21 protein-coding genes are annotated in these 23,163 nt (G+C 52.2%); 13 read left to right on the top strand and 8 right to left on the bottom strand.

Going from position 1 to position 23,163, the window contains the following annotated elements; genetic code table 11:
• Nucleotides 1–45 precede the first annotated feature (45 nt).
• From AC2TF6_RS14995 to AC2TF6_RS14985, 3 genes are all read right to left on the bottom strand, one after another.
• Nucleotides 46–1,227, bottom strand: a complete 1,182-nt coding sequence (locus tag AC2TF6_RS14995; protein WP_491307421.1) for an MFS transporter — start codon at nucleotides 1,225–1,227, stop codon at nucleotides 46–48.
• 162 nt (nucleotides 1,228–1,389) lie between these two features.
• Nucleotides 1,390–1,656: an ArsR/SmtB family transcription factor gene (locus AC2TF6_RS14990; protein ID WP_491307420.1), complete on the bottom strand. Its 267-nt coding sequence runs from the start codon at nucleotides 1,654–1,656 to the stop codon at nucleotides 1,390–1,392.
• A gap of 211 nt (nucleotides 1,657–1,867) precedes the next feature.
• The gene (locus AC2TF6_RS14985) at nucleotides 1,868–3,430 is read right to left on the bottom strand and encodes a glycosyl hydrolase family 18 protein (protein ID WP_491307419.1); all 1,563 of its coding nucleotides are present in this window, start codon (nucleotides 3,428–3,430) and stop codon (nucleotides 1,868–1,870) included.
• 790 nt (nucleotides 3,431–4,220) lie between these two features.
• Here AC2TF6_RS14985 and AC2TF6_RS14980 point away from each other — a divergent pair.
• Nucleotides 4,221–4,787 (top strand): CPBP family intramembrane glutamic endopeptidase, encoded by a 567-nt coding sequence (locus AC2TF6_RS14980; RefSeq protein WP_491307418.1) that lies wholly within the window; start codon nucleotides 4,221–4,223, stop codon nucleotides 4,785–4,787.
• A 124-nt stretch (nucleotides 4,788–4,911) separates the two neighbouring features.
• Here the strand turns inward: AC2TF6_RS14980 and AC2TF6_RS14975 are convergent, their stop codons facing one another.
• Entirely contained in the window at nucleotides 4,912–5,487 is a 576-nt protein-coding gene (locus tag AC2TF6_RS14975) for an NAD(P)H oxidoreductase (RefSeq protein WP_491307417.1), read from the bottom strand.
• A gap of 390 nt (nucleotides 5,488–5,877) precedes the next feature.
• Here AC2TF6_RS14975 and AC2TF6_RS14970 point away from each other — a divergent pair, with 390 nt between their 5' ends.
• The gene (locus AC2TF6_RS14970; protein WP_491307416.1) at nucleotides 5,878–6,216 is read left to right on the top strand and encodes a winged helix-turn-helix transcriptional regulator; all 339 of its coding nucleotides are present in this window, start codon (nucleotides 5,878–5,880) and stop codon (nucleotides 6,214–6,216) included.
• Nucleotides 6,217–6,340: 124 nt separating this feature from the next.
• Here the strand turns inward: AC2TF6_RS14970 and AC2TF6_RS14965 are convergent, their stop codons facing one another.
• Nucleotides 6,341–10,717: a family 10 glycosylhydrolase gene (locus AC2TF6_RS14965; protein ID WP_491307415.1), complete on the bottom strand. Its 4,377-nt coding sequence runs from the start codon at nucleotides 10,715–10,717 to the stop codon at nucleotides 6,341–6,343.
• A 307-nt stretch (nucleotides 10,718–11,024) separates the two neighbouring features.
• On the opposite strand from AC2TF6_RS14965, the gene AC2TF6_RS14960 reads away from it, so the two are divergent.
• Nucleotides 11,025–11,438 carry a VOC family protein gene (locus tag AC2TF6_RS14960; RefSeq protein ID WP_491307414.1) on the top strand — a complete coding sequence of 138 codons (414 nt, stop codon included), beginning with the start codon at nucleotides 11,025–11,027 and terminating at the stop codon, nucleotides 11,436–11,438.
• Nucleotides 11,439–11,655: 217 nt separating this feature from the next.
• Here AC2TF6_RS14960 and AC2TF6_RS14955 read toward each other — a convergent pair whose 3' ends face one another.
• The 3 genes from AC2TF6_RS14955 to AC2TF6_RS14945 form a co-directional block, all read right to left on the bottom strand.
• On the bottom strand, nucleotides 11,656–12,180 hold the full coding sequence (locus AC2TF6_RS14955) for a GNAT family N-acetyltransferase (protein ID WP_491307413.1): 525 nt from the start codon (nucleotides 12,178–12,180) through the stop codon (nucleotides 11,656–11,658).
• 197 nt (nucleotides 12,181–12,377) lie between these two features.
• Nucleotides 12,378–13,250 (bottom strand): S-layer homology domain-containing protein, encoded by an 873-nt coding sequence (locus tag AC2TF6_RS14950; protein WP_491307412.1) that lies wholly within the window; start codon nucleotides 13,248–13,250, stop codon nucleotides 12,378–12,380.
• An 86-nt stretch (nucleotides 13,251–13,336) separates the two neighbouring features.
• Entirely contained in the window at nucleotides 13,337–13,774 is a 438-nt protein-coding gene (locus AC2TF6_RS14945) for a GreA/GreB family elongation factor (RefSeq protein ID WP_491307411.1), read from the bottom strand.
• A gap of 222 nt (nucleotides 13,775–13,996) precedes the next feature.
• Between AC2TF6_RS14945 and AC2TF6_RS14940 the strand changes: the two genes are divergently transcribed.
• The 10 genes from AC2TF6_RS14940 to AC2TF6_RS14895 all read left to right on the top strand — a co-directional run bounded on the left by AC2TF6_RS14940 (nucleotide 13,997) and on the right by AC2TF6_RS14895 (nucleotide 23,159).
• Nucleotides 13,997–15,346: an ATP-binding protein gene (locus AC2TF6_RS14940; RefSeq protein WP_491307410.1), complete on the top strand. Its 1,350-nt coding sequence runs from the start codon at nucleotides 13,997–13,999 to the stop codon at nucleotides 15,344–15,346.
• Entirely contained in the window at nucleotides 15,333–15,971 is a 639-nt protein-coding gene (locus AC2TF6_RS14935) for a response regulator (RefSeq protein ID WP_491307409.1), read from the top strand. The genes AC2TF6_RS14940 and AC2TF6_RS14935 overlap by 14 nt, the downstream gene beginning before the upstream one ends.
• 158 nt (nucleotides 15,972–16,129) lie before the next feature.
• On the top strand, nucleotides 16,130–16,585 hold the full coding sequence (locus AC2TF6_RS14930) for a thiol-disulfide oxidoreductase DCC family protein (protein ID WP_491307408.1): 456 nt from the start codon (nucleotides 16,130–16,132) through the stop codon (nucleotides 16,583–16,585).
• 34 nt (nucleotides 16,586–16,619) lie between these two features.
• Entirely contained in the window at nucleotides 16,620–17,576 is a 957-nt protein-coding gene (locus tag AC2TF6_RS14925) for a DoxX-like family protein (protein WP_491307407.1), read from the top strand.
• The gene (locus AC2TF6_RS14920) at nucleotides 17,549–18,226 is read left to right on the top strand and encodes a DUF4166 domain-containing protein (protein WP_491307406.1); all 678 of its coding nucleotides are present in this window, start codon (nucleotides 17,549–17,551) and stop codon (nucleotides 18,224–18,226) included. The genes AC2TF6_RS14925 and AC2TF6_RS14920 overlap by 28 nt, the downstream gene beginning before the upstream one ends.
• 289 nt (nucleotides 18,227–18,515) lie before the next feature.
• Complete coding sequence (locus tag AC2TF6_RS14915; RefSeq protein ID WP_491307405.1) at nucleotides 18,516–19,049, top strand: DoxX family membrane protein; 534 nt, start codon at nucleotides 18,516–18,518, stop codon at nucleotides 19,047–19,049.
• Nucleotides 19,050–19,440: 391 nt separating this feature from the next.
• The gene (locus AC2TF6_RS14910) at nucleotides 19,441–20,292 is read left to right on the top strand and encodes a 2-oxo acid dehydrogenase subunit E2 (protein WP_491307404.1); all 852 of its coding nucleotides are present in this window, start codon (nucleotides 19,441–19,443) and stop codon (nucleotides 20,290–20,292) included.
• Nucleotides 20,293–20,447: 155 nt separating this feature from the next.
• Nucleotides 20,448–21,068 carry a response regulator transcription factor gene (locus tag AC2TF6_RS14905; RefSeq protein WP_009673854.1) on the top strand — a complete coding sequence of 207 codons (621 nt, stop codon included), beginning with the start codon at nucleotides 20,448–20,450 and terminating at the stop codon, nucleotides 21,066–21,068.
• Between the two features lie 256 nt (nucleotides 21,069–21,324).
• Complete coding sequence (locus tag AC2TF6_RS14900; protein ID WP_491307403.1) at nucleotides 21,325–22,884, top strand: amino acid adenylation domain-containing protein; 1,560 nt, start codon at nucleotides 21,325–21,327, stop codon at nucleotides 22,882–22,884.
• A 14-nt stretch (nucleotides 22,885–22,898) separates the two neighbouring features.
• A complete protein-coding gene (locus AC2TF6_RS14895) occupies nucleotides 22,899–23,159 on the top strand; it encodes an acyl carrier protein (protein ID WP_009673659.1) in 261 nt (86 codons plus the stop codon).
• Nucleotides 23,160–23,163 lie beyond the last annotated feature (4 nt).

Here is a 23,163-nt window from a genome sequence, read left to right as displayed (position 1 = left end):
CTTTGGGCGGCCGGGATAGCTTATCACCTGCATTCAGGCATTCATTCAGGCGTGCCGGATGTTCTCCGCCTTGCGTTTTTCGCCAACGGAAAGCTTGAAAGAGACGAAGTTAATGGCGATTGCCGCCGCGACCCCTACCGCTCCGATCCATGTCACGGCATTCAGGGAGATGCTCCCGACGATAATGCCGCCGATTCCGGCACCGGCCGCCATGGAAAGCTGCATCACGGAATTGTTCAGGCTGAGCATAATTCCGGTTGATTCGGGCGCCATTGTGACGAGATTATACTGCTGGGTCGGGCCGGAAGACCAGGCGGCGAACGACCACAAAATCAGCACGGCGAATACGACGACAGGGGAGTGGGCGGCCAGCGTCAGCAGAAGCAGTGTGATGACGTGCAGCGTCATGCCGGACATGAGCGTGCGGTGCACTCCCCATTTATCTGCGCTGTAGCCGCCGATCTTGGAACCGGCTAGGCTGGCGATGCCGAATGCGAGCAGTGCGGCGCTTAACATTTTCTCGTTCATTCCGGTAATTGTCAGCAGATAAGGGGAGATATAGGTGTACGCGATGGAGTATCCCCCCAGCCAAAAGAAACTTACCGATAAAGCCAGAAGGATTCTGGGTTGTTTGAGAAGAGCCATCTGCTCGCGCAGAGGAACGGGAGCGTCACCTTCCGTTTTCGGTATGGTAACGGACAAGACGAACATCGCCAGCAGGCCGAGTGCACCGATTCCGGCGAAAACCGTTTTCCAGTCGTAAGCCGCCGCAACCAGCCTTCCGGGCGGAACGCCCACGATGAGAGAAGCGGTAAAGCCCATAATGACGGTCGCAATCGCGCTTGCCTGCTTACCGGAGGGCGCAATTTTGGCTGCAACGGTCAAAGCGGTTACGACGACCACCCCCGCACCGAACGCCATCAGAACACGGGCGCCTATAAATGCGGCAAAGCCCGGCAGGATAAATGCGAGTACGTTCGCGACGACAAAAAGTCCGAGTGAATAGATCAGTAATTTGCGCCGTTCCCAGCGGGCGGTCCAAGCGATCAGAAAGGGTGTCCCCAGCCCGTATACGAGCGAAAAAACGGTAATCAGCTGTCCTGCGGCAACCAGTGAGATGTCGAGGCTGGCTGCGATTTTATCCAGAATGCCGGCAATGATGTACTCGGACGTTCCCACCAGAAAGCTGATCAGGGCAAGCATGTAAATTTTCCATGTTTTAAACATGTGGTCATCCTCATTTCTCAATAATATTGTATTTCTAGAAATATAGAAACAAAAAAGGGCAGCGGCGTTAAAAGCTGTTTAGGCACATAAGCGTTTAAGACAGAACTTTAAAAGTACGCATTTTTGATATTTCTAGTTATATCGAAATAACGAACAAAAAAACTATTCGGTTAAATAAGGCGCAAATTTTTTGACCGTATCTTCATTCAAACTGTAGTAAATGTAGGTCCCTTTTTTCTGGGAGCGAAGCAATCCGCAGTCCGATAATTGTTTCAAATGATGAGACAAAGTGGAAAGAGCGATCGATTCTAAGCGGCTCTCGAGATCCGCGGGACAGAGATTGCTTTCCTTGGTCAAAATTTGAACGATTTTATAGCGGGTATGCTCACCTAGTGCCCTGTGCACTTTAACGGCTTGATTGGTTTCCATGCGTTCTACACCCTTTTTCTTCCGGCCTTACACGCTGCTTGCCGCTTTTCATATTTCCAAACTTTTCGAAACAACTATACCATGCCTTCGTTCAAAAGTAAACGGCTTGCGACCAAGCCATTGAACGATTTTAACAATAAAAATAAAAAGCTGCCCGCGTCCAAGGAGGACGTCGGGACAGCTTTTTGCTATTCCGGAACGGAACGAAGGTTTATTTCAATGCCGTATAGATGGCATCCAAAAGTTCTGCGCCCAGGTTCTGACCATACTCCCAGAACATGATGCCGCCCAGGTTGTTGCTTTTGAGATAGTTGACTTTTTGAGTCAGAGACTCCGCGTCATCGTAGCTCAGCATGCTGCTGCCGTTAGTGAGGTAAGGGGCTTTGGCAACGTCATCCCATTGGCGGGTCCAGCCGTTTTTGTTGATATAGCTGGCTTTGAGCTCGTCATACGTGTAATCTCCGGCACCGTGGGAATAGAAAGCTCCGCCGATTACGATTTTTTCGGATGGAACGCCGCGTCCCTTGTAAAGCTTCACCGCATTGTCCACGCTGTAGCTGGAATTCAGGGAAGACGTGTACAGGTTCGTGTGGTGGGTGTTGGCGCCGACCTGCATGTCGTAGGTCATAATGTTAATGAAGGTGAAGTAAGGGTGTACGCTTCCCAGGTCGATTCCTTGTACTCCGTACTCGGAAGCGCCCGTAGCCGCTGTAATTTCATACTTTTTAGTACCGGTACGGCCGTCGGCCGCGCTCCCGGCATCGAGAACTTCACGAAGCTTTTTCAGGAAAAGGGTGTAGTTTTGTTTATCCGCCGTTGTCGGATACTCCCAGTCCAGATCGATTCCGTCGAGTTTGTTGGTACGGATATACTGCAGGGCGCTGTTAGCGAAAGCCGTACGGTTCGCATCCGTGGAAGCTGCGCTCGTGAAACCATCGGAACGGCCCCAGCCGCCTACGGAAATCAGAACCTTCAAGTCCGGATTTTTCTGTTTCAGCGTGACCAGTTGAGCGATTTGCGAAGTATCTCCGCCGCTGACGCCGTTATTGGCGACATCCGCAAATGCATAGAAGATGTGCGTCAATTTGTTGGCGGGAACCGTGTTCACGGCAGGGAAATGCCAGGAAGCAACGTAAGCGCCGTTGATTTTAGCCAGAGGCGTCGTACCGCCTCCGTCCGAGGACGTAGTCACCGCAAGAACATTGCTTGCTGCCGACAAGTTGCCGGCCGCGTCTTTCGCTTTAACGCTGAAAGAGTAAGCCGTATTGGCTGCCAGGCCGGTTACCGTAGCGGTTGTGCCGGTTACCGAGGTAGCCAGCGCGGAACCGTTGTAAACGTTGTAGCCGGTTACGCCGACATTATCCGTGGAAGCATTCCACGAAAGGGTAACACTTGTGGAAGTTTTGCTGGTCAAGGCCAGTGCTGTAGGAGCTGTCGGTGCCGTTGTATCCGGCGTGCCGCTGCCTGTGCAGTCACTGACGTATTTCCAGCTGCCCCATGTATTTGTCTCGGAAGGCGTTTCGCCCTGCGTCCACCATTTCGCTTCGAATACTTTCCCGTTGTAGGAAACTTTTTGTCCGCCTGTGTAGACTTTGGTAGAGTCCCAGGCCGCATCCGTACAAGCGGCAGCCGCAGCCGAAACGTTTGCAGCCGCGGAAGCCTGCTGGGTATTCAAACCAAGGAAAGGCAGCAGAGAAACTAGCAGGGACGCGATCAGCAGAACACGGAACAGGACCTGCTTGGGAGATTGAGAGCGGATAGATTGCCAATTCATTACATATAGCCTCCTTTAATGAATAAATGTGATACCGCTTACATTATTTCTTTTCGCTTCTTCACCTCGCTTTGTAAAGGCTCCCGATCCTTTGTTCAGGCCAATAAAAGGCTAGCAGGAATCCGCAAACAACGACCGGATACTCCGACATGCGAAAGCGGGAGCCCTTTATTCTTGTAAAGGTTGCTGCTGCAAGTCTATGAATCCGCTTGCTCTCCTATTATCGTTTAATATTTTTACCAGAAAAAGGGGGATTTTTTTATTATCAGGGAGAAATTTTCTCTTTTTTGACATTTTTCATCAAAAGGCATAGGCCGATTGGGGACAAGTCTTGAAGCACGCAGTAAGCGGGGACAGCCGGCTATTTTCGGGGAATTGCCGAGTAAATGGGTACCTCCCAAGAACACAATCCTTTTAAACCTGCTATATATAGAATGTGTCGAGATCAAAAGTTGAAAGACACCCAGATAGTTTAGGAGAGGAGAATGGGCGATTAAACCTTCACTTGAAACTCAAGGTGGCCGTGCATCCACGGGCTTTATCCGGGATACGGAAGGAAGAATTCACTTGGTCTGGCGCATCGTGCTCGGCTGGCTGTCGTTCGTCGCCGCATTGGGAGTGGCTGTAGCCGTTACCTTAACCGCGCAAAATTACGGATTCCCGGTCCTGGCCCAGCAAATTATCCTTGCGGTCGTGACTTCGGGTATTGCCGTGCCGCTCATTTATTTGTTGAGACGCTATGCCGACAACCGGCCTTGGAGCGGATTGGGACTGAGCCCGCTTCCGCGCCATGATGGGCATAGCTCTGCTCGCGGGAACGCTGGCGGGCTGGATCCGGGTGGTAGATGTTCACTTGCCTACGGAGACTCTGCTCATCATTCTGATTAACATTCCGATCGCTTTTTTCTACGAAGCGTTTCCGGAAGAAGCAACGTTCCGTGGCTATCTATATAGCAACCTGAGCGCACGATTCACCAGATGGCTGGCACTGCTGCTTCAGATTATTCTCTTTGTGCTTGCCCCTGTCGCACTGACAGCCGTCATGGTTGCCGCCGGAGTAGGCACCTGGGATCTGATTACGTTCGACTATGTCGTTAACTTGCTTGCCTTCGGTACCGCGCTTCAATTGTGCCGGATCTTTACCGGAAGTTTGTGGATGTGTATCGGATTTCATCTGGCTTGGCTGGAAATAGTCCGTTTTGTGATTGTTCCTTCGGACTCTGCTCTTATTGAAGTGGAGTATTTGTCGCCTTACGGAAGCTATCTGGTGTCGCTCGGTTCTGTAACGATCGGTATTCTTGTGCTGCTGTACTGGACGTACCGGAACAGAAACCGGCAGAAGGAGATTGGAGAATAGGCTTACAGGCCGCTTTGATTTGTTGAGGCGGAAGCAAGCGGTACGGAAGGATTTTGGGAAAAACGGCACATACGCCCCGTAAGGGGGAATGCGCCGTTTTTTATCGGGGAAAAAATCCCCACCCTTATTCGCATCCGTAATGAAGCCCGTGCTCGTAAGCCTGCTGAAGCAAATTCTGAATATGGTCTGGATTGGAGCTTAAAGTATCATACAGAAATTCAACTTTGGAAGTTGGAATTCCGGCATATTCCGCCAAGCCGACATTGAGCTGATGGTTGATCATCTGGTCGTAGTTTCTTTTTGCTAATTGCTCGGGTGTCAGGGCCGCAAGGCTGAGCCACAATACTTTCCGATGAGGCAGTTTTTGGGGGCCATAGGCGAATCCGTGGTTCCATACACGTTCGATGTATCCTTTCAGCGTGGCCGGCAAGCCGTACCACCAGAGCGGGAAAATGTAAGCCAAACCGTCGTGTCGTTTCATGCGTTCTATTTCGGCCATCACTTCAACGGAATACTGTTTGCCGCTGTCCGTCCAGTCTGGCTCATCCGGTTCATTCAGGACGGGGTTGAACCCGCTGCGGTAAAGATCCAGCAGCTCCGTTTCATGGCCTGCGTCCTGAAGGCCGCGTATGAAGCGGTCGGTAACCGCCATGGTCAAGGAATCGGTTCTGGGGTGGGCAACAACCGTGAGCACTTTCATTTTTTTACCTCCTCAGTAGGAAATAGGTGTACGCCGAATTGTTTGAAAGGTTCCGGACATGCCGTTCAAGGATACCGCCCACACCGCTGGCTATCCATATTTTCAAAGGCATGGAGTATTCCCTCCTTTTATCGGTACAAGGGAATTATGCATCGTGGGATGGGAAAGGGGAAGTACGCACTTTTTCGTCTTATTGCTACCAAAAAGTATCCTAGGCACCAATCGGTGCGTGAAAATTCCCTTTGCAGCCGGGCTTTTTTCCGGCCTTGCTCCTTAGCGGAGCCGGGTTCACATTTTAGACAAATACTGGTTAATCGCACCGGGGTAGGTTAAAATGGGCGTAAGAATCGAACGATAGACATTCGGATAAATAAGGATGTGCAGCAACCAATGCCCGCGAAACCAAAAAATAAGCGCACGTACAATATTCCGGTGGAAGCGACCTTGGATGTTATCGGAGGAAAGTGGAAAACCGTTATTTTGTGCTGCTTGACCGAAGGCCCCAAAAGAACGAGCGAATTGAAAAAAGATATACCGGCCATCACCCAGAAGATGTTGACTCAGCAGCTCAAAGAGCTTGTGGGAGACGAAATTATCACCAGGACCGTATACAATCAGGTTCCGCCTAAAGTGGTGTACGAACTAAGCCCGCTCGGCTGGTCGTTAGAATCGATTCTGGATCTAATGTGCGACTGGGGAGACCAGTATATCAAGGAGCATATCAAGTAAGGCAGCATATCAAGTAAGGCAAACGGAACAAGAAAAACGCAGTCATTCCATCCCATAAAACAAGCTGGCCCGGTCTTAACCGGTGCCAGCTTGTTTTGTCGTGAACACGGACCCAATGGGCCGTTTATTTCAAAAGATTGTAAACCGCCTGCGCGCTTTCCGCGCGGGTAAGGACGGCTTGCGGCGCGAATAGGTTTCCTTCGCGTCCGTTCAGCAGCCCGGCGGCGGCAGCTTTCGCGACATCGCCCTTGGCCCATTCACGGATGCTGCCGGCATCCGTGAAGGAGACAGAAGGTGATTCAGCGGACAGCTTCCCGTGCTTCGCTTCGTAAGCGCGGATCAACATCGCCGCCATCTGCTCGCGGGTGACCGCTCCGCCGGGCTCAAACAGCGAATCCGTCATGCCGGTTACGATTCCCGCATCAAATGCTGCGGCGACTTCTCCGGCAAACCAGTCTCCTGCTTTTACGTCGGAAAAGGGAGAGGCTGCTTTTGCAGGCAATCCCAGAGCGCGAACTAGCAGGGCGGCGAATTCGGCCCGGGTCACCTGATGCTGGGGACTGAACTGATCCTCGGTAACACCGGTTACAATCAACTTGCGGCTCAGCTCGCTGATTGCCGGATACGCCCAATGATCGGCATTTACATCTTGGAACGATTTGGTTACCTCCAGCAGGCCGTAAGTACTGAAATGGCGGATACTCGCCAGGATCGTTCCGCTGCCGGACGGTTTCTGATCGGCGATATACTGAAGCGTTCCGTCTCCGGCTAAGTGATAGAGCCCCGTACGGCTCAGGTCGCTTCCTTTCGCGGACTGAAACGAGATCTCAAGCGGAGTAGAGAAGCGGTCCATCACCGCTGCAGTCTTGCCTCCGGCCCGGACTTCCATCCGGAAGTCGTACATTCCCCGGGAGCGGATTTCAGCGCCCAGCTTATTTTCAGCGGCTCGAACCAAAGCTTGCAGTTGACCCCCTTCGACGGGCTCCGCTTTGAAAACGAGCCTCGCACCTGTATCGGCGGTCAAATTCTGCCACTGCTGTATTACCGGGTTCGGTATCGATACGCTCACATTGGCAAACCGAAGAAGCAGCGGACGGCTATTGCCAATCGTCGTGCCCGTATCAGCCGGCAGATGAACTTCGCGGATGCCGGCTGGAACGGATACGGTAACTTTGCCCTCCGTTTCCTTAAGATTAGCGGGTTCTATGACTAGAACCCCGTCTCCGGGTGTTGGCGGAGGCGTAGGCACGGACGGATCTGTCGGTCCGGATCCGCCAACTGATCCGGTACCGCCGGAACCGGAACCGTCGGAGCCCGTCGAAGATTGCGCGGTTGCCGCAAGGGTGGTACCGTTGCTTTCCAAGCTGCTTCCGCGTTCGAGAGCCGTAACGACGTACGTGTATGTCGTACCGGTCTTAACGGTGTTGTCAACGACAGTTTGAACCCCCGCCGGTCCAGCTTTGACCTGTTTCCAGATATGAGCAGGATCCGACGTGTCGGGTGCGCCGGTGCCAGCTGATCTGTAAATCACATAGGTGCCGGCCGTGCTGCTCGCCTCTTTTTGAATATTCAGCTTGATGGCATTGCCTTCGGCAGCGGCCGTTACGGCCGGGGCGGCCGGAAGCGACTTGGAAAGCCAGCTCATTTCCGGCATGAGGGACGGGTATTTATACAAATCGGTTTTTAACCGGTCCTGGAAGCCGAGTTTATTTTCGAGAACCTGCACGGCGGAGAAGAACATACTTCCTTTAACGTCCGCGAAGTTCCGGTTGAATAAGATTTGGTTCGGCAGCTGGTCCGGATCCAGCCAGTTCGGATCGTCGGCTCCGATCTTATGAACGCCGTGGCCCGCATAGAGCAGGACATGTTTCCCCTCTACCTGCCGTTTCCACCAGTCGATAAGCTTATCGTAGGCGGCGGGACTGTAGTTGATGTTCCAGTAAAGCTGGGGCGTGATGTAGTCGATCCATTGTTCATCCACCCATTTCTTGCTGTCCGCATAGATCGCCGAGTAGCTTTCCAATCCGTTCGTCTCGGAGCCTGCCGGGTCGTTCGCTTTGTTTTTCCAGATCCCGAACGGACTAATCCCGAATTGGACATAAGATTTGGAATTTTTAATCTCGGCGGAGAGCTGCCGGATCAGGGAGTCTACGTTGCTGCGGCGCCAATCCGCAATGCTCATGCCCGATCCGTAGGCCGCATATTCTGCAGCATCGGGATAATCCACGCCGGTTACAGGATACGGGTAGAAATAGTCGTCAAAATGTACCGCATCGATATCGTAATTGTTTACCACTTCCATGATGCTGTCGATAATATACCGCTTGACTTCCGGTTTACCCGGATTATAGCCGAGCTTGCCTCCATAAGAGACGGCCCAGTCGGGGTGCCTTACCGCGGGATTCGTATCCGCCAGCTTGCTTTTATCCGTATCGTTGCTGATACGGTAAGGGTTGAACCAGGCATGAAGCTCCATGTTCCGTTTATGAGCTTCCTGTATGGCGAAGGCAAGAGGATCGTATCCCGGGTCCTTGCCTTGAGTTCCCGTCAGCCAGGCTGACCAGGGATTTAAAGCGGAACGGTAGAAAGCGTCCGAAGTGGGACGGACCTGATAAATCACCGTATTGATTCCGGTGGCTTCGAGCTCGTCAAGCAAATGGATCAGCTGCCGTTTCTGCTGCTCGGCATCGTAGGTTCCTTTAACGGGCCAATCGATATTTTCGACGGTCGCAATCCAGGCGGCTCTCATTTCATGTTTCGGAGCGCCGGTTTCTTTGTTAACGACGAGTGAATAAGTGTCCGTTTTGCCGTTTAGCGAGGCACTGATTGTCGTGACACCTATGGTTTTGGCCGTGAGTGTCCCGCTGGCGTCGATCTCGGCTACTGCGGGATTGCTGCTTTTATAAGTCACGCCGCTTGTCGCTGCCGCCGGTGGCTGGGGAACGTCAAGCAGAGTATAGGTGGCGAGCACTTTAGCCTGTCGCACGGCTCCGATATTCATCGATTTCATGTCGGTCAGCTGGATTTTAGTCAGAACCGAAACGGGTTCGATAACCGTTACGGGTATTACCGCCTGCCGATCTGTGAAAGTAACGGTCACCGAAGCGGAACCGGGCGATTTTGCCACAATCTTCCCATCAACCGATATTTCGGCTACAGAAGGGTTGGAACTTACAAACCGGGTTTCTTTCGTGACTTCGAGAGAATCGGCTCTATTGGCGTAAGATGCGAAAACTTTGGGAGTACCGGTCCGTCCAGCTTCCAGCTGATCCGGTGCGAATGCCTGGATGCTCAGCACCTGCGGTTCGTCATCGGTGACGTCCAATTCAAATGCGGCGGGCTGACTATCGGAATAGAGGGCGGCAATAACCGCTTTTCCGGCTTTGAGCGTGCTTACCCGGCCGATGCCGTCAACGACGGCCACATCCGGATTGCTGCTGTAAAAACTGACTCCGTTTTCAACTTTTTGAGGCGAAGTGCTGTTGGATTTGGTCATATAGACCTCTGTGGTTTTGCTCTGACCTGTTCTCATCGGAGTCAGTCCGGTCAGGTCGAGTCCCGTAATTTCGGTGTTGGAATAAATCGCGCTCAACCGGTCGTAATAAAGAACGCCGGCGTTTTTGTTCGTATCTTTCGTTTCGACCAGATAAAGGTCCATAAACTTGAAAGGACCTGGCTGTGAGGAAGGAATCTCTGCGGTTACGTAGCGCCATCCTTTCCAGTTAAAGCCGGTGCTGCTGGTAAAATCAACGGTAAAAGAAACGCCGGCCTGATTTCTGAGTCTGGCGCGCAGCCAATGACTGCTTTCGTCCCCGTAAACCCAGACGCCGATTTTGTTCGGTGTGCCTTCGATCGGTCTGTCGAGAGCTCCCGTATCGGGATTGCGGAGACTGACGAATGCGGCGGACGTACCCGCGGTTCCTCTCATATCATAAGCAAATTTAAGGGAGCGGCTGCCGTAAAGCACGGGCTCGGGTCTTTCCGCCAAACTGATGGAACTCTTCGTACCCGCCGCGCCCGCGGTTCCCGCGCTCAACAGCGCTTTACCGTTGTTAACGGTTTCAAAGTCTTCAATTACGGCTGTCGCTTTACTTCCGACCATTACGAGCGCTCGGGTGCTTAGCCCTCCGTAAGCAGCGGTGACGTAACCGGCCTTGAATCCGCCGCCGCCCGCCGCTGCCGTCAGCAAGCCGCTCGAATCAATCGTGCCGATGGCACTGTCGGCGGACCAGCTGACATCACCAGCCTGCAGGGGAACTGCACTCCCGTTGGCATCGTAGGCAGATACGGCAAACTGCTGCAAGGAGGAAGGTGTAACGGTTACAGGATTGGGAGTCAGGGCGAGCGAATTATAGGTGACGCTGGTTACTGAACTAACCGGGAGAGAAGAAGATGAGGGAGAGTGAGCGCTTGCAGAAATGGAAGGGAATAAGCCGGTCAAGAGTGCGAAGGCCAGAAATAACGAGAGAGTGGGACGGTAGCTCCTAAATGTGCGATCCAATCAAATATCACTCCTTCTCTGATTTTAAAAGGGTCAGCTTTTGGAAATGCTCAATCTGTATGAGCACTTAGAATGTAGGATGAGACCTCCTTTCTGCTTTGGCAATCAGCTCTATTATAGAAAAACATATTTGGAGAATCAATCCATTTTATTTTTCTTGTGTGTAAATAAAAAGGAAACGCCTTACACCTGCGCGAGCCTTTCCTCGGATTGAACTTTGAGCCGCGCCTCCGCATACTTAACCCCATAGTCAGTGAAATGAAGATGGAATGAAGCTGTATAATAACTATCTGAAGGAGTGGTTGGAATGAGTCAAGTCAAACCGTCAGCGGTAACACCTTTCCTGGCCTTTACAGGGCGGGCGGAGGAAGCTATGAAACTGTATACATCGGTATTCGAAAACTCCGAAATCATCCGGATTACGCGGTATGGTCCGGGTGAACACGGCGAGGAAGGAAGCGTCATGCATGCATCGTTTTCCTTAAACGGACAAGCCTTCATGTGCATAGACAGCAGTGTGAAACACGACTGGACGTTTACCCCCGCTATTTCACTTCATTCGTTTTTCGAGACAGAGGAAGAAATTCAGCGGGTGTACGAAGAGTTGTCCCGGGGAGGACAGATATTAATGCCTTTGGCCTCTTATCCGTTCAGTAAAATGTTCGGCTGGATTAGCGACCGTTACGGAGTCACTTGGCAACTGCAGTTGACCGGCAGCTAAGAAAGGAAGGAATCCGTTGCCGTTATCCTTATTTATCGCAGCGAATTAAGCCGAAAGTGGCTGGATGATAGTAGGTATGGAAATCGGAGAGAGGATAGGAAGAGTGGACACGCGGCCTGTACACAGGGGCTGTACGACGCCTTATGCGCCGGAATGGATCACGGCCGTTCTTCAAAAGAAGAAAAAGAAGCAAATTTAAACAGTAAGGTTCCCCTGACTATCCGGGAAATTCAAGTCTCCATTCGTTAGACTTCATCCAGGAACCTTTGGGGAACTCCACTTCCGTTTCTCCCGCGAGAGTGAAGCCGAGCTTCCTGCAAATGGCGTTCGAGGGGGAGTTGGACACACCGGGAAACGCATAAACGATCGCGCCGGGCCCATCGTCTCGTAGGATATCCAGCATTGCAGAAGTTGCGGTCATGGCAATACCGTGCCCCTGAAACTCCTGCAGTACGCCCCAACCCACTTCAAAAACGTCCTGATCTCTCCAGTGCTGCGCCCAGTAGCCTACGTTGCCCACAGCTTCGTCTCCGAAAAGAATCGTAAACATGCGAACCTTGCCCGGTACGGCTTTCATGTATCTCTGATGCCTGGAAGCTAAAGCTTCTTCCGATTCAGGGCCTCCAAGATGGGCCCACATTTCTGCCGTATTCATGCGCTTGAGCAGAGTAAGGTCATTTTCAGACCAGGGACGGACGGAAATTTCAAAGCTCTCCGGTTTGCCGGAATGGGGTGTGTTCATCGTTAGCGTTCCCTCCGTTATTTCCTAATATTTCTATATTAGAACAAATGTTCTTATATTTCAAGCGTTATTTATTTTCAATCCGTATAATTAACGCTTGCCATATAGGGCAGCCGAGGGTTTATCCGCTCGCATCGAATCCATATGCGAACGACAAAAGAGCGCCGCTCTCCATAACCGGAGGCGGCGCCTGTTTGTCAGTTCGCTTGGATTTCCACTTTATATTTGCTCGAAAGATAGGTTTCCGTTTTCGATGTCCATAGGACTTGAGGATACATTTTACCCGGTTCTGGAGAAGTCAGCTTATAATGGATTTTCGCTTGACTGCTGTCGTTCATCTCGATTTTCGTAATCGAAAGCCCGTATCCGGGACTGGGCTGCTCTCTGCGGGTGAGTACGATTTTGTTGATATCCGCGTTTACCTTTTCGATCGTAAAACTTACTTCCTCATTTTCTTGATTGTCCGTCTGTTCCTTGTGGCGGTCGGTAAAATCAATCGCTTTGGCGATCATGCCCGCCGCTTCGATCCGGGTAATGCGGTCCTGCGGATGGAACAAGCTTTTATCGTCGAGCGCGGCGACCTTCATAAGCAGCAGGTTCTGAATGCTGCCTTGATACGACGGGGTCATCTGATCTTCATCCGCGACCTGAATATACATTTTGATCAGCGGATAATCTCCGGTCGCCTGGATTCCTTTATACAGAAGTTGTGCGAACTGTTCCCGGGTCAACTCGGCCGACGGGTCTGCCGCGAGTTCGACGGGAAGTCCGTTTTTTGCGGCGATTTCAAGCGATTCGGCATACCAGGGCGCGTTCGGGTTAGGCAAAGTTCCGTCCACTGACTTTAACTGGAGTGCCTTGACGATCAAATGTACGCCCTGCACGGACGTCAGTTTGCCTTGAGGCGCAAATTCGTCCTCCGACACGCCCTGAATCACTCCTTTGCTCTGCAAGGACGTGACAACGGCGGCATCCACTCCCTGAACATCGGAGAACGCAGAAGCGGAAGAAGCAGCCAACAGGGAACATCCTAGAGTCAGCGCTGCAATCATGTTCTTTTTAGTTTTCATCGTTTTAGTTCACCTCAACCTTACTGACGGAAAAAATTTCTAGAAGGTTGCTTGTTTTCAAACCGTCGATACGAAGCGTATGCCGGTTAAACGTCTCCGGCGTTCATATACCGGATATCTTCAATCAGCACACTGCATTCGCCGGACGGTGTCTGGATCGTAAACGTCTGTTCCCGCGTCCCCAGCAGGAGATGGCTTCCGATAGGGGATAAGAAAGAAATCCGGTTGCTGGAAGGGTCCGTTTTGGAAGGGAAAACGATCGAATACGTATCCGACTGGTTATCATCCAAGTAGCGAATCTGTACCTTGCTGCCAATAAGCACCTTGGAATGCAGAAGCTCCTCGCTGAATTCGCTGATCAGATCGGTGAGAGCTTCGGAATACTCCTGAAGCCGCTCTTCGGTATAGGTTCGCGATTTCGTAGGGGAGGGGAAGTAGAGCTCCAGAAACTGATGCAGTTCCTCATCGAAATAGACGAGCTGATTGATGAGCTGATGCCGGGAACCTGTCAGACTAAGGTTCATAGTAGATTCCTCCTTCCATCCCCAAATCCGCGCCGGTAATGCCGGTCAGCCTTTCTTTCCAGTTTGTCGTCATAGGGGTGTGCCTCCTTATGTAAAAATAAGACTCCCGGTAGGAGCCCTTCCTTCTATACTATCAGAATTTTCCGTAAAAGCTATCCGTGATCGGATTTCCTTGGAGGAATATGGTAGGATAAACATAACTGCTTCCATGAAGGTGATCGTATGCTTTATTATTTTCTGGCTCTCTCGCTGGCCTCGCTAATTGTTCTGATTCCGTACCTTCATAAAGAGACGAACCGGTGGGCGGCGTTTTTTCTTTTTAGCGCTTCCATAGGTGGATTGACCGGGCTGCTCCGGCAGCAAGGCTTTACGGAACTCGCTCACGCATCGGAATTTATCAATCATACCCTGACGCCTTACGGGGTGCTTGTCTTTAGTCTCGTGTACTCGGGCGTATTGGAAAACAGACCTCGGGCCCGGCGGGCGGCCAAAGGGCTGCTGCTTCTGCCTGTTCCGGCCATGCTGATCTATACGGTCTCGCGGGATGCGTTTGCCATCCATTACGGTCCGCTGCTTTTGTGGACGGCTCCTTATTATCTGGGCGCCTGTTCGCTGCTCGTCCTTTCTCTCCGGAGAGAAGGGAATCCCGTCCGCAAAAGAAACCGGCTCATCACGACGCTGATCATTGTTCCCACACTGCTTGGCGTACTGCTGTTTATTAACGTGGCGCGGGTGTTCTCGCCGGAATTCGATTTTTTCAGCTATGTTTCCGTCTTTATGATGTATTCGTTCGCGGTGGCGCTGCTCTGCGTTTTTGTATACGGCGTATTGGGCATCCGGCTCCGTTTTGAAAGGGATTCGCTCGATACGACCATGCAGGCGGTCACATCCGGTACGACGCTGCTCAACCATTCGATCAAAAACGAGCTGGGCAAAATAGCGCTCAGCACGGTGAATTTGCAGGAAGGCCTGGGCGAGAAGGACGAGGAAGCGAAGGAACATCTGCGGATTATCGCAGCCGCCTCCGATCACATGCTCGAAATGGTAGGCCGCATTCATAACCGGACGAAGGAGATTGCGCTTAAGGAACGGCCGGTCCCCTTCGACGAGCTGGCCATGGAAGTTGTCCGCCGGCACGGACAGTTATTTGCACGGCAGGGGATTACGGTCAGAACCGTCTTCGACTGGCGTCCGGTTGTCCGGTTCGATCCCGTGCATCTGACGGAGGTCATCGGCAATTTGCTCGGCAATGCGGCCGAAGCGATGCCGGACGGCGGGACGCTTACCGTGACGCTGGCATCGGCCCGTCATGGCGCGGTGCTGAGCGTCGCCGATACAGGCGGCGGAATTCCTTCCGACCGGCTGTCGCGCGTATTTGAGCCGTTTTATACGACGAAGAAAAAAGCGGCCAATTACGGGCTCGGTTTGTCGTACGTGTATAACGTGATGCAGAAATCCGGAGGCTCAGTGGAGATTTCTAGCAAACCGGGAGCCGGAACGTGCGTGCGTCTTTATTTTCCGCGCAACAAAATTGTTCAACTAAACGGAGAGAAGCCCGATGGAACTCATTAAAGTCTTGCTGGTGGAGGATGATCCGGATTGGATCAAAGCGATGACTTCCTATTTAAATAAGGAAGACGATCTTATCGTCGTCGGCGCGGCCGTTCATCCCGATGAGGCGGTCAGTATGGCGGGGAAACTTGATTTTGACGTAGTTCTGATGGACATTCAGCTGACCGACCGCGGACTTGACGGCATCTATACGGCCGTGGAAATACTGGAACTTCGCCCGGTCAAAATCATTATGCTGACTTCCATGTCGGACGAACATGTGATGACGGAAGCTTTTACCGCGGGGGCCGTCAATTATATTGAAAAAACGAGGTTCCGTGAAGTGCCGCACGCCATACGCAGCGCCTATCGTCATCCCGCCGCCATGGACGCTCTTCTCAGGGAATTTGCCCGGTTGAAAAGGGAGGAGCAGTTGAAGAAGCTGACGGCCGCAGAACGGGAAGTATACGAGCTGATCGAAGAAGGCTACACGCAGTCCCAGATCGAGAAAAAGCTCGTGAAGGCGGAGAGCACTCTGAAAAATCAGGTGAACAAAATGCTTAAAAAGTTGGGAGTCAAAAGCAGCAAAGAAGCCGTGGAAAAAGTGCGGCGACGGGGGATTTCGCGAGATAAACAGTCGGACTGAGCTCATCAACCGACAGGACGGCAGGTAAGAGGTTCTATGATTTGTAGAACCTCTTTTTGCTGCGTTCTAAATAAGTTAGAACTGAGCAAAAGCGCTATTCTGCCCTATACTGGCGTTAAGACAGCGAAGATAGAAAACAGCTGCCGGGGAGCGGAATTATGGGGAGACGACAAAAGGCCTGTCCGAAGGATTCCGTCATCCTCTTGATCGACGGATCCTGCATCTTGTGTCACGGGATCACCCGGTTTGTAATCCGCAGGGACCCCACGCGGCGGTTTCGGTTCGCCGCCATCCAGTCGGAGGCAGGCAGACGCCTCCTGAAGACGCAGGGGCTGACGGCCGGCGACCCGGATACGTTCGTGCTGATCCAGGATGGCCGGGCTTACACGAAGTCCGCGGCGGCTCTGCGCGTGTTCCGCTGCATGCCGGGGTTCTGGCCGGTTCTGAGTTTGGCCGCAATCGTGCCCGTTTCGGTAAGAGACCGGGTTTACGCTTGGATTGCGCGGGGCCGTTACAGGTGGTTCGGACGGAGGGAGCACTGCCTTCTCCCCGATTCGGACATCCGGAAGAGATTTATTGACGAAGGGCGGGAAACGGACGGGACTGGAATCTGAAGAGCGTCGTCCGGACGCGGAGGAGGAATAAAGAATGGCGGCAAAACCGATCTATGTGGAGCTTGACATTCAAACGGACATGGAAACGCTGTGGAAAGCGACTCAGACTCCGGAACTGCATCGGCAGTGGGATCTGCGCTTTACGGAAATCGCCTACCTGCCCCGAAGCGGGGATAGAGAGCCGCAGCGGTTTCATTACCGGACAAGAATCGGCTTTGGAATGAATATCGCGGGAACGGGCGAAACGAAAACCAAAATGAACCTGCTGACCGGGGAACGCATGTCGGGCTTGAAGTTCGGCTCCCCCCAGCGGATCTCGCTGATCCGCAGCGGGAGCGGATACTGGAAGTATTCGCCCAAAGGCGGCGGTGTGACGTTTGCGACGCGCTATACGTACGATACACGCTTCGGAGCGGCGGGGCGCTGGTTCGACCGGTTCTTGTTCCGCCCGCTTTTCGGCTATGCGACCGCTTGGAGCTTTGACATGCTCCGCATCTGGCTGGAAAAAGGCATTCCGCCTTCGGTCAGCATCCAGCGCGCCCTGATGCACTATGTCAGTGCGGGACTACTCGCACTGCTGTGGGTGTACCAGGGGCTGGTGCCGAAGCTGCTCTTCCCCGGGGGAGGCGAGCTGGCCATCCTGCAGGCGGCCGGGTGGTTCCCCGGAGGCGAAAAGCCTGTACTCGCCCTGCTGGGCGCGGGCGAGATCGGCATCGGCCTGCTTGCGGCGGCGGCACACAGACAGGCGGGCGTATACATCGTGCAGGCGGCGCTGCTGCTGGTGCTGCCCGCAATCGCCCTCGCCCGGAGTCCCCAGCTGCTGCAGGCGCCGTTTAATCCGCTGACCTTCAGCGGAGCGATGGCCGGCTTGTGCCTGCTGGCGTTCTGGTCGAGGCGGGAACTGCCGCAAGCCGGAAGATGCTTGCGTAAGCCGCGCGGCAATCACAAGGAAGGGGAACTAAAATGGCATCCATATACGAGCGGGCGCTAGGAGAGGAATTCGGCAGGCTGCATCCCCGCATCCGGGAGCGGTTCGGCTTCAGCAGCGGGGACGGCGTTGCTTCCGTTGGCGAAGGCGTGATGCACCGCATCTGGGCCAGTAAGTGGACGGCCCTCCCGCTGCTGATCGGCACCTCGCGGCACATCATGTTTCCGGAGAGCGGCATCGAAATTCCTTTCACTATCGAAAATTTCGCCTACCGGGACGGCTACGGCCGGGAGACGGTAACGTGGAACCGGCACTTCACGTTCAGGTCCAGGGTCCGGCATTTCGACGCTACGATGATCTATAGCAGCCGGCGCCGGCGAATAGTCGATTACTTGGGGAACAAGCAGCATCTCGCTGTAGATCTTGAACTTGCGGCGGCTCCCAACGGCGGTATCCGCATCCGGTCGGGAGACCAGCGGTTTTATGAAGGCTGGCTCCAGTTTCCTTTTCCCGCAGGTTTGACGGGGACGGCCGAAGTATGCGAGTGGTTCGATGACGCCGAAGACGCTTATAAAATTTCCGTAAATGTGAGCAATCCCGTCTTCGGTCCGGTCTTCGGCTATCAAGGAACGTTCCGGGCGCAGCTGGTGCCTTGCAGAATGACCGATATTCCCGATCATGTAAAACCTCTGCGGGAAGAGATTCGGGAGTGAGGGCATTTACATTAAATTTACCCCGGCTAACACGGGGCTTTTTTATTTCAGTCTGAATTGGCGGGAGTTGTGCTTCACATTCCATGTAGGAGTCAAAATAGTCCATTATTTAATGGCAAAAAATAAATTGATAGCGTTTTAAAAATCAAGTACAATTAAGGCATCTTTTACCATTACATGGAAAGGAGGGTATCTATATCCAGTCTGGATCTATTGGAAGGAGATTTTCGCCAAATCACAGCTCTGACATGTTCATGCAGAGCCATACCAAAAGGAGATGATCATTTTGATGAATTGGTTAAGAACAAATGTTTACGCTTCGGGTTTGCTGTTGTTGCTTCGTCTGTATATTGGGTGGAAGTGGGCAAGTGCGGGATGGGGCAAGATTACGGGCGGTTTCGATGCAAGCGGTTTTATGAAGGGCGCCATCGCGAAGCCGGTGATGGATAAGGCGACTAATGAGCTTGTGTATCCGACCTACCAGGCTTTTCTGGAAAATGTGGCGCTGCCGGGCGTTAAAGCGTTTAACATCCTGGTTCCCTGGGGTGAATTACTGGTCGGTCTCGGTCTGATACTTGGCGGTCTGACGGCCGTAGCGGCCACGTTCGGAATGCTGATGAACTTTATGTATATGTTTGCGGGAACGGTGAGCTCGAATCCGTGGATGATCCTGCTCGGGTTTTTCGTGGCTGCCGCAGGGGCAAACGCAGGAAGATTCGGTCTTGATTATTACCTGCTTCCGTATTTAGCTTCTAAGGCGGGCCGGAAGAGAAAAGCGGTTGTTTTCGACAAGGATAACAAGCCGGCTTTTGAACACGGTTGAATCTCTACGCTTTACGCAAGTTTACAAACGGGTCTATTAGCCTTGCCTTAGCGGCAGGGCTTTTTTTTGTCTGGGATCGGGTCGGCCCACCTTAGAATGTGCGTCCTAAAACAAGAATAGGACTTATTTAATATTTATTCCTATATTGTATCATATATTCTCGTAATTACCAGTTGTATCCAATTTAATCGCTGCCTAGCTAGATTTTTTCTTTTATTGAGAGAGATTTGGCGGTTTTTGTCGGATATAAGGAGACTTTGTGGATGCTTGCGAATCAATTGACAGGCTGTAAACGTGTGGGGTACAATTTTTAAACAATAAAAGGCAGTCATAACCATTAATGGAAGGATAGGTATGCGGATTATACAAAAGAAAGGCGGCTGTTCCGGTTATGAGTTTGGAAAAGGAGCGGGAGCATATGGAGAAAGGCGAGACAAGCCATACGGAATCGAAAGAAAAGCCTGTTCACGTTAGAAGCACCGGCATCCATCTGTCGGACAATCCTCCAACCCCGTTTGGTCAAACGGAAGCGGAGACAGTCGGCGAGGCGGAGGATTTTATCAAAGTCACGCCCGTCCGTCATACGATAGCCATGCGCACGCTGCAAAGCGTCCGGGAAATTCCCCACGCCTTGACGTCGATTGAGACGGATGTAACGGATCTGGTAAAGCTCCGGACGAAGCTTAAAGATGACTTTATGAGCCGAGAAGGCGTTAATTTAACTTATCTGGCTTTTTTTATTCAAGCGGTCGTATCGGCCATCAAGGATTATCCGGTGATGAACTCCGTGTGGGCCGTCGATAAAATCATCATGAAGCGAAATGTCCACATTTCCCTGCTCATCGGGACGGAAGATTCCGTCCTTGCCCCCGTTATTAAATTCGCGGACCAGAAAAGCGTCTCGGGGATCGCTCTGGAAATCGCAAGCCTTACGCAGAAAGCACGGACGGGCCGCCTCACTCTGGACGATATGCAGGACGGAACGTTCACGATCAACAACACGGGCGCATTCGGTTCCATTCTTTCCTCTCCGACTATCAATTACCCCCAGGCAGCTATTCTGACGATCGAATCGATTGTAAAAAGACCCCGGGTCGTCGACGAGATGATTGCCGTCCGATCCATGGCCAATCTCTGCCTCTCCAGCGATAACCGGATCCTCGAAGGCCGTGTGACCGGCCAATTCCTGCAGAGAGTCAAGGAAAATCTGGAGGCTTTCCATCCGGAGAACCAAATCTATTGAGGCTCCGGCTTCCTATCCGTATGCTCACTACACTCCGGGTCAAGCCGTTCACGATACTCCACAAGACAAGGAGTTGATCCGCTATGTCCTAAGGCGGATGCAGAACAAGAGGATGGAACTGTTTAAAAATAAGAATCAAAAACGGAGAATGTGTGATGAGAGAGAAAAACAAGCCAATTCATGTCTTCATTGTGGATAACAGTTCCGGGAAAAATCCCGCGATTGCGGACTATCTCAGCCAGTCCGATCAGTTTCAGATTGCCGGAATCGACACGGGAATGAAATCGGCGTCTTTTACTCACTTGGGCGTGCTGCCCGAACCGTTCGTTGTCGTTATGCTTATGAGTGACTCCCCGCATTGTGATATTTTATGGATTAAGAAAATGAAAAAAACCTACGCGGATCTGCGGATCATCGTACTGTCCGAATACAATTACGTCCTGTTTTTCCATACGCTTATGGAAGCGGGAGTCAACAATATCTTGAATATGGATACGAAACCGGAACAGGTGGCTCAAGTGATCGAGTGCACGCTGGACGGGCATTTCTTCCTGCCGTATTCTTTCTATCATTTGTTAAATCATATTTCGTCGGTATTCACGGAAGTGGAAATCCAGACGCTGGAGCTGATTGCTCTCGAGTATACCAACGCCCAGATGGCCAAGGAACTGAACGTGACCATACGGACAGTAGAGAGCCGGCTGACCAAAATCTACGACAAGCTGGAAGTGTCTTCGCGTAGAGGCGCCGTAAAGAAAATTATGCAAATGAAGTGAGCAAAAAGGTTCCCCGCCGGGCTTTATCCGGTGCAGGGAGCCTTTTTTGATGGGAACAGAACCACATTTTTTATGTGGGTGACCACATTTTAATTTCGGTAGGGGTAGTGATAATTTAAGGACAGCAACCCCTCTGAACACCCCGACTAAATGCGCAAAGGATGTGACCGGACAACGGCAAAAAGCCATGCGAGAACTCATCGCTTCGTTCAGCTGATGACTAGGCACACGAACTTGACGCTAAGTGGAGGTCTGTATGTATCGCTCTGACGAACCTAAATTTCTGCATGATTATTTCTTGAAATTTGCCGAGAAAACCCCGGAATCCTTAGCTATTGTGCACCATTCCGAGAAGTGGACGTACGCCCGTCTGGCCGATAAATCCCGTGATTATGCGGAACGGCTGAAAATAGCCGGTCTGCGTACCGGAGACCGGGTCGTGCTCGAACTCGACCCGTCTGCGGAGGCGATTGCCGTTATGATTGCGTGCTCGATCCGGGGATTCGTGTTCATTCCCTTGAATCCGGACACTCCCCAGGAGCGGCTCGAATCCATCCTCACGCGCACGGGAGCCAGACTGCATATTCAAAAAGGCCGTTCCCGGAAGCTTTCGCCGCAAGCGGAAGCAGGGCAAGCCTACCTCGATGAAGGCCATTTGCTTGTGCCGGAAGTAAGCCAAGCTGCGGACGATCTGTCAACCGATTCCAAACTGCTGGATACGAATCTCGTTTATCTTATTTTTACCTCGGGCACGACGGGTCAGCCCAAAGGCATCATGATGACTCACCGGGCGGTGGTGTCTTATTTCGACGGGATGAACGCCCAGTGCGCCCTGCCGCAGAACACGCGGGTCGGTTCGGTATCGTCCCTGCAGTTCGATTTCAGTCTGGTGGATATGGGGCTGGCATTCGGCACCGGGGGAACCCTCGTCATCGTACCCCGTTCGCTCATTTTCCAGCCCAGACGGTTTCTGGAGCACCTGCATCAGCAGCGGGTGGACTTGATGAGCGGCGTTCCTTCCATCTGGAAGAATGTCCTCGCTCATGAGCGCCAGCCTGTCGAAGACATTCATCTCCATTCGATCCTCTACGGGGGCGAGTACTGCTCGGCGCGAGATCTTCGCAAACTGCAGTCTCTGCTCGGCTTGAAGCGGATTATTAACTGTTTCGGGCAATCGGAATCCATTGCGTGTTCGTTTAAGGATTTACCCCTTCCGCTCCCTGAGACGGAATCGATCTCCGTCGGTTCGGGGATGCATAACACCGAAATGCTGCTCGTCGATGAAGCGGGCAAAATCATTCGCGAGCCGGGAGTCACCGGTGAAATTTATCTGCGGGGAGCTTGTCTGTTCTCAGGCTATTGGCTCGAGGAAGAATTGACGAGCAGCCGGCTGGTCCCTCATCCGGAAACGCCTTGCACGGGAGAGAAAGTGTTCAAAACCGGCGACCTGGCGTACATGGACGAGAACGGCGAATTTTATTATGTCAGCCGGACCGATAACCAGGTCAAAATTATGGGCTACCGGGTCGAATTGGAGGAGGTGGAGAGAAGACTTCTTTCACATCCGAAGGTCGACGGCGTATGTCTGATTGTACACGAGGGGAACAAAACGGAGCTTCACGCTTTCATGGTCCTGACAGATCAGGAAAACACCCAAACCGTACAGCAGCAATTGCGGGCTTATTGCGCGGAAATGCTGCCGTCTTACATGATTCCTTCGCGTTTCAGCTTCCTCAAAGAATTCCCTCTCAACACAAACGGCAAAGTCGACCGGAAGGCGCTTAAAGGAATGCAGATTCCAACCCTAACCCGTTAAGGAGATGATGGATTGTGACTAAAGAAGACGTGTATGCAAAATTTGTGGAGCACATTCAAAAAACGAATCAGGTGGAAGACCTGCAGATCGACGAGAACGATAATCTGCTGGAGCACGGGTATATCGACTCCTTGTCGATGGTGGATATGATTGTGTTTCTGGAGGAACAGGTCGGACGCGAAATCGTGATCGAAGATTATGATATCCGCAAGTTTTATACGCTGAAATCGATTTACGAAACCTTCTTCCAAGATCATCTGGTTTCCTCCAATTGAGGAT

Source organism: Paenibacillus sp. JNUCC 35, assembly GCF_058269095.1.
Note: the sequence above shows the minus strand (reverse complement) of the source record. Positions and strands in the feature narration are given on the sequence as shown.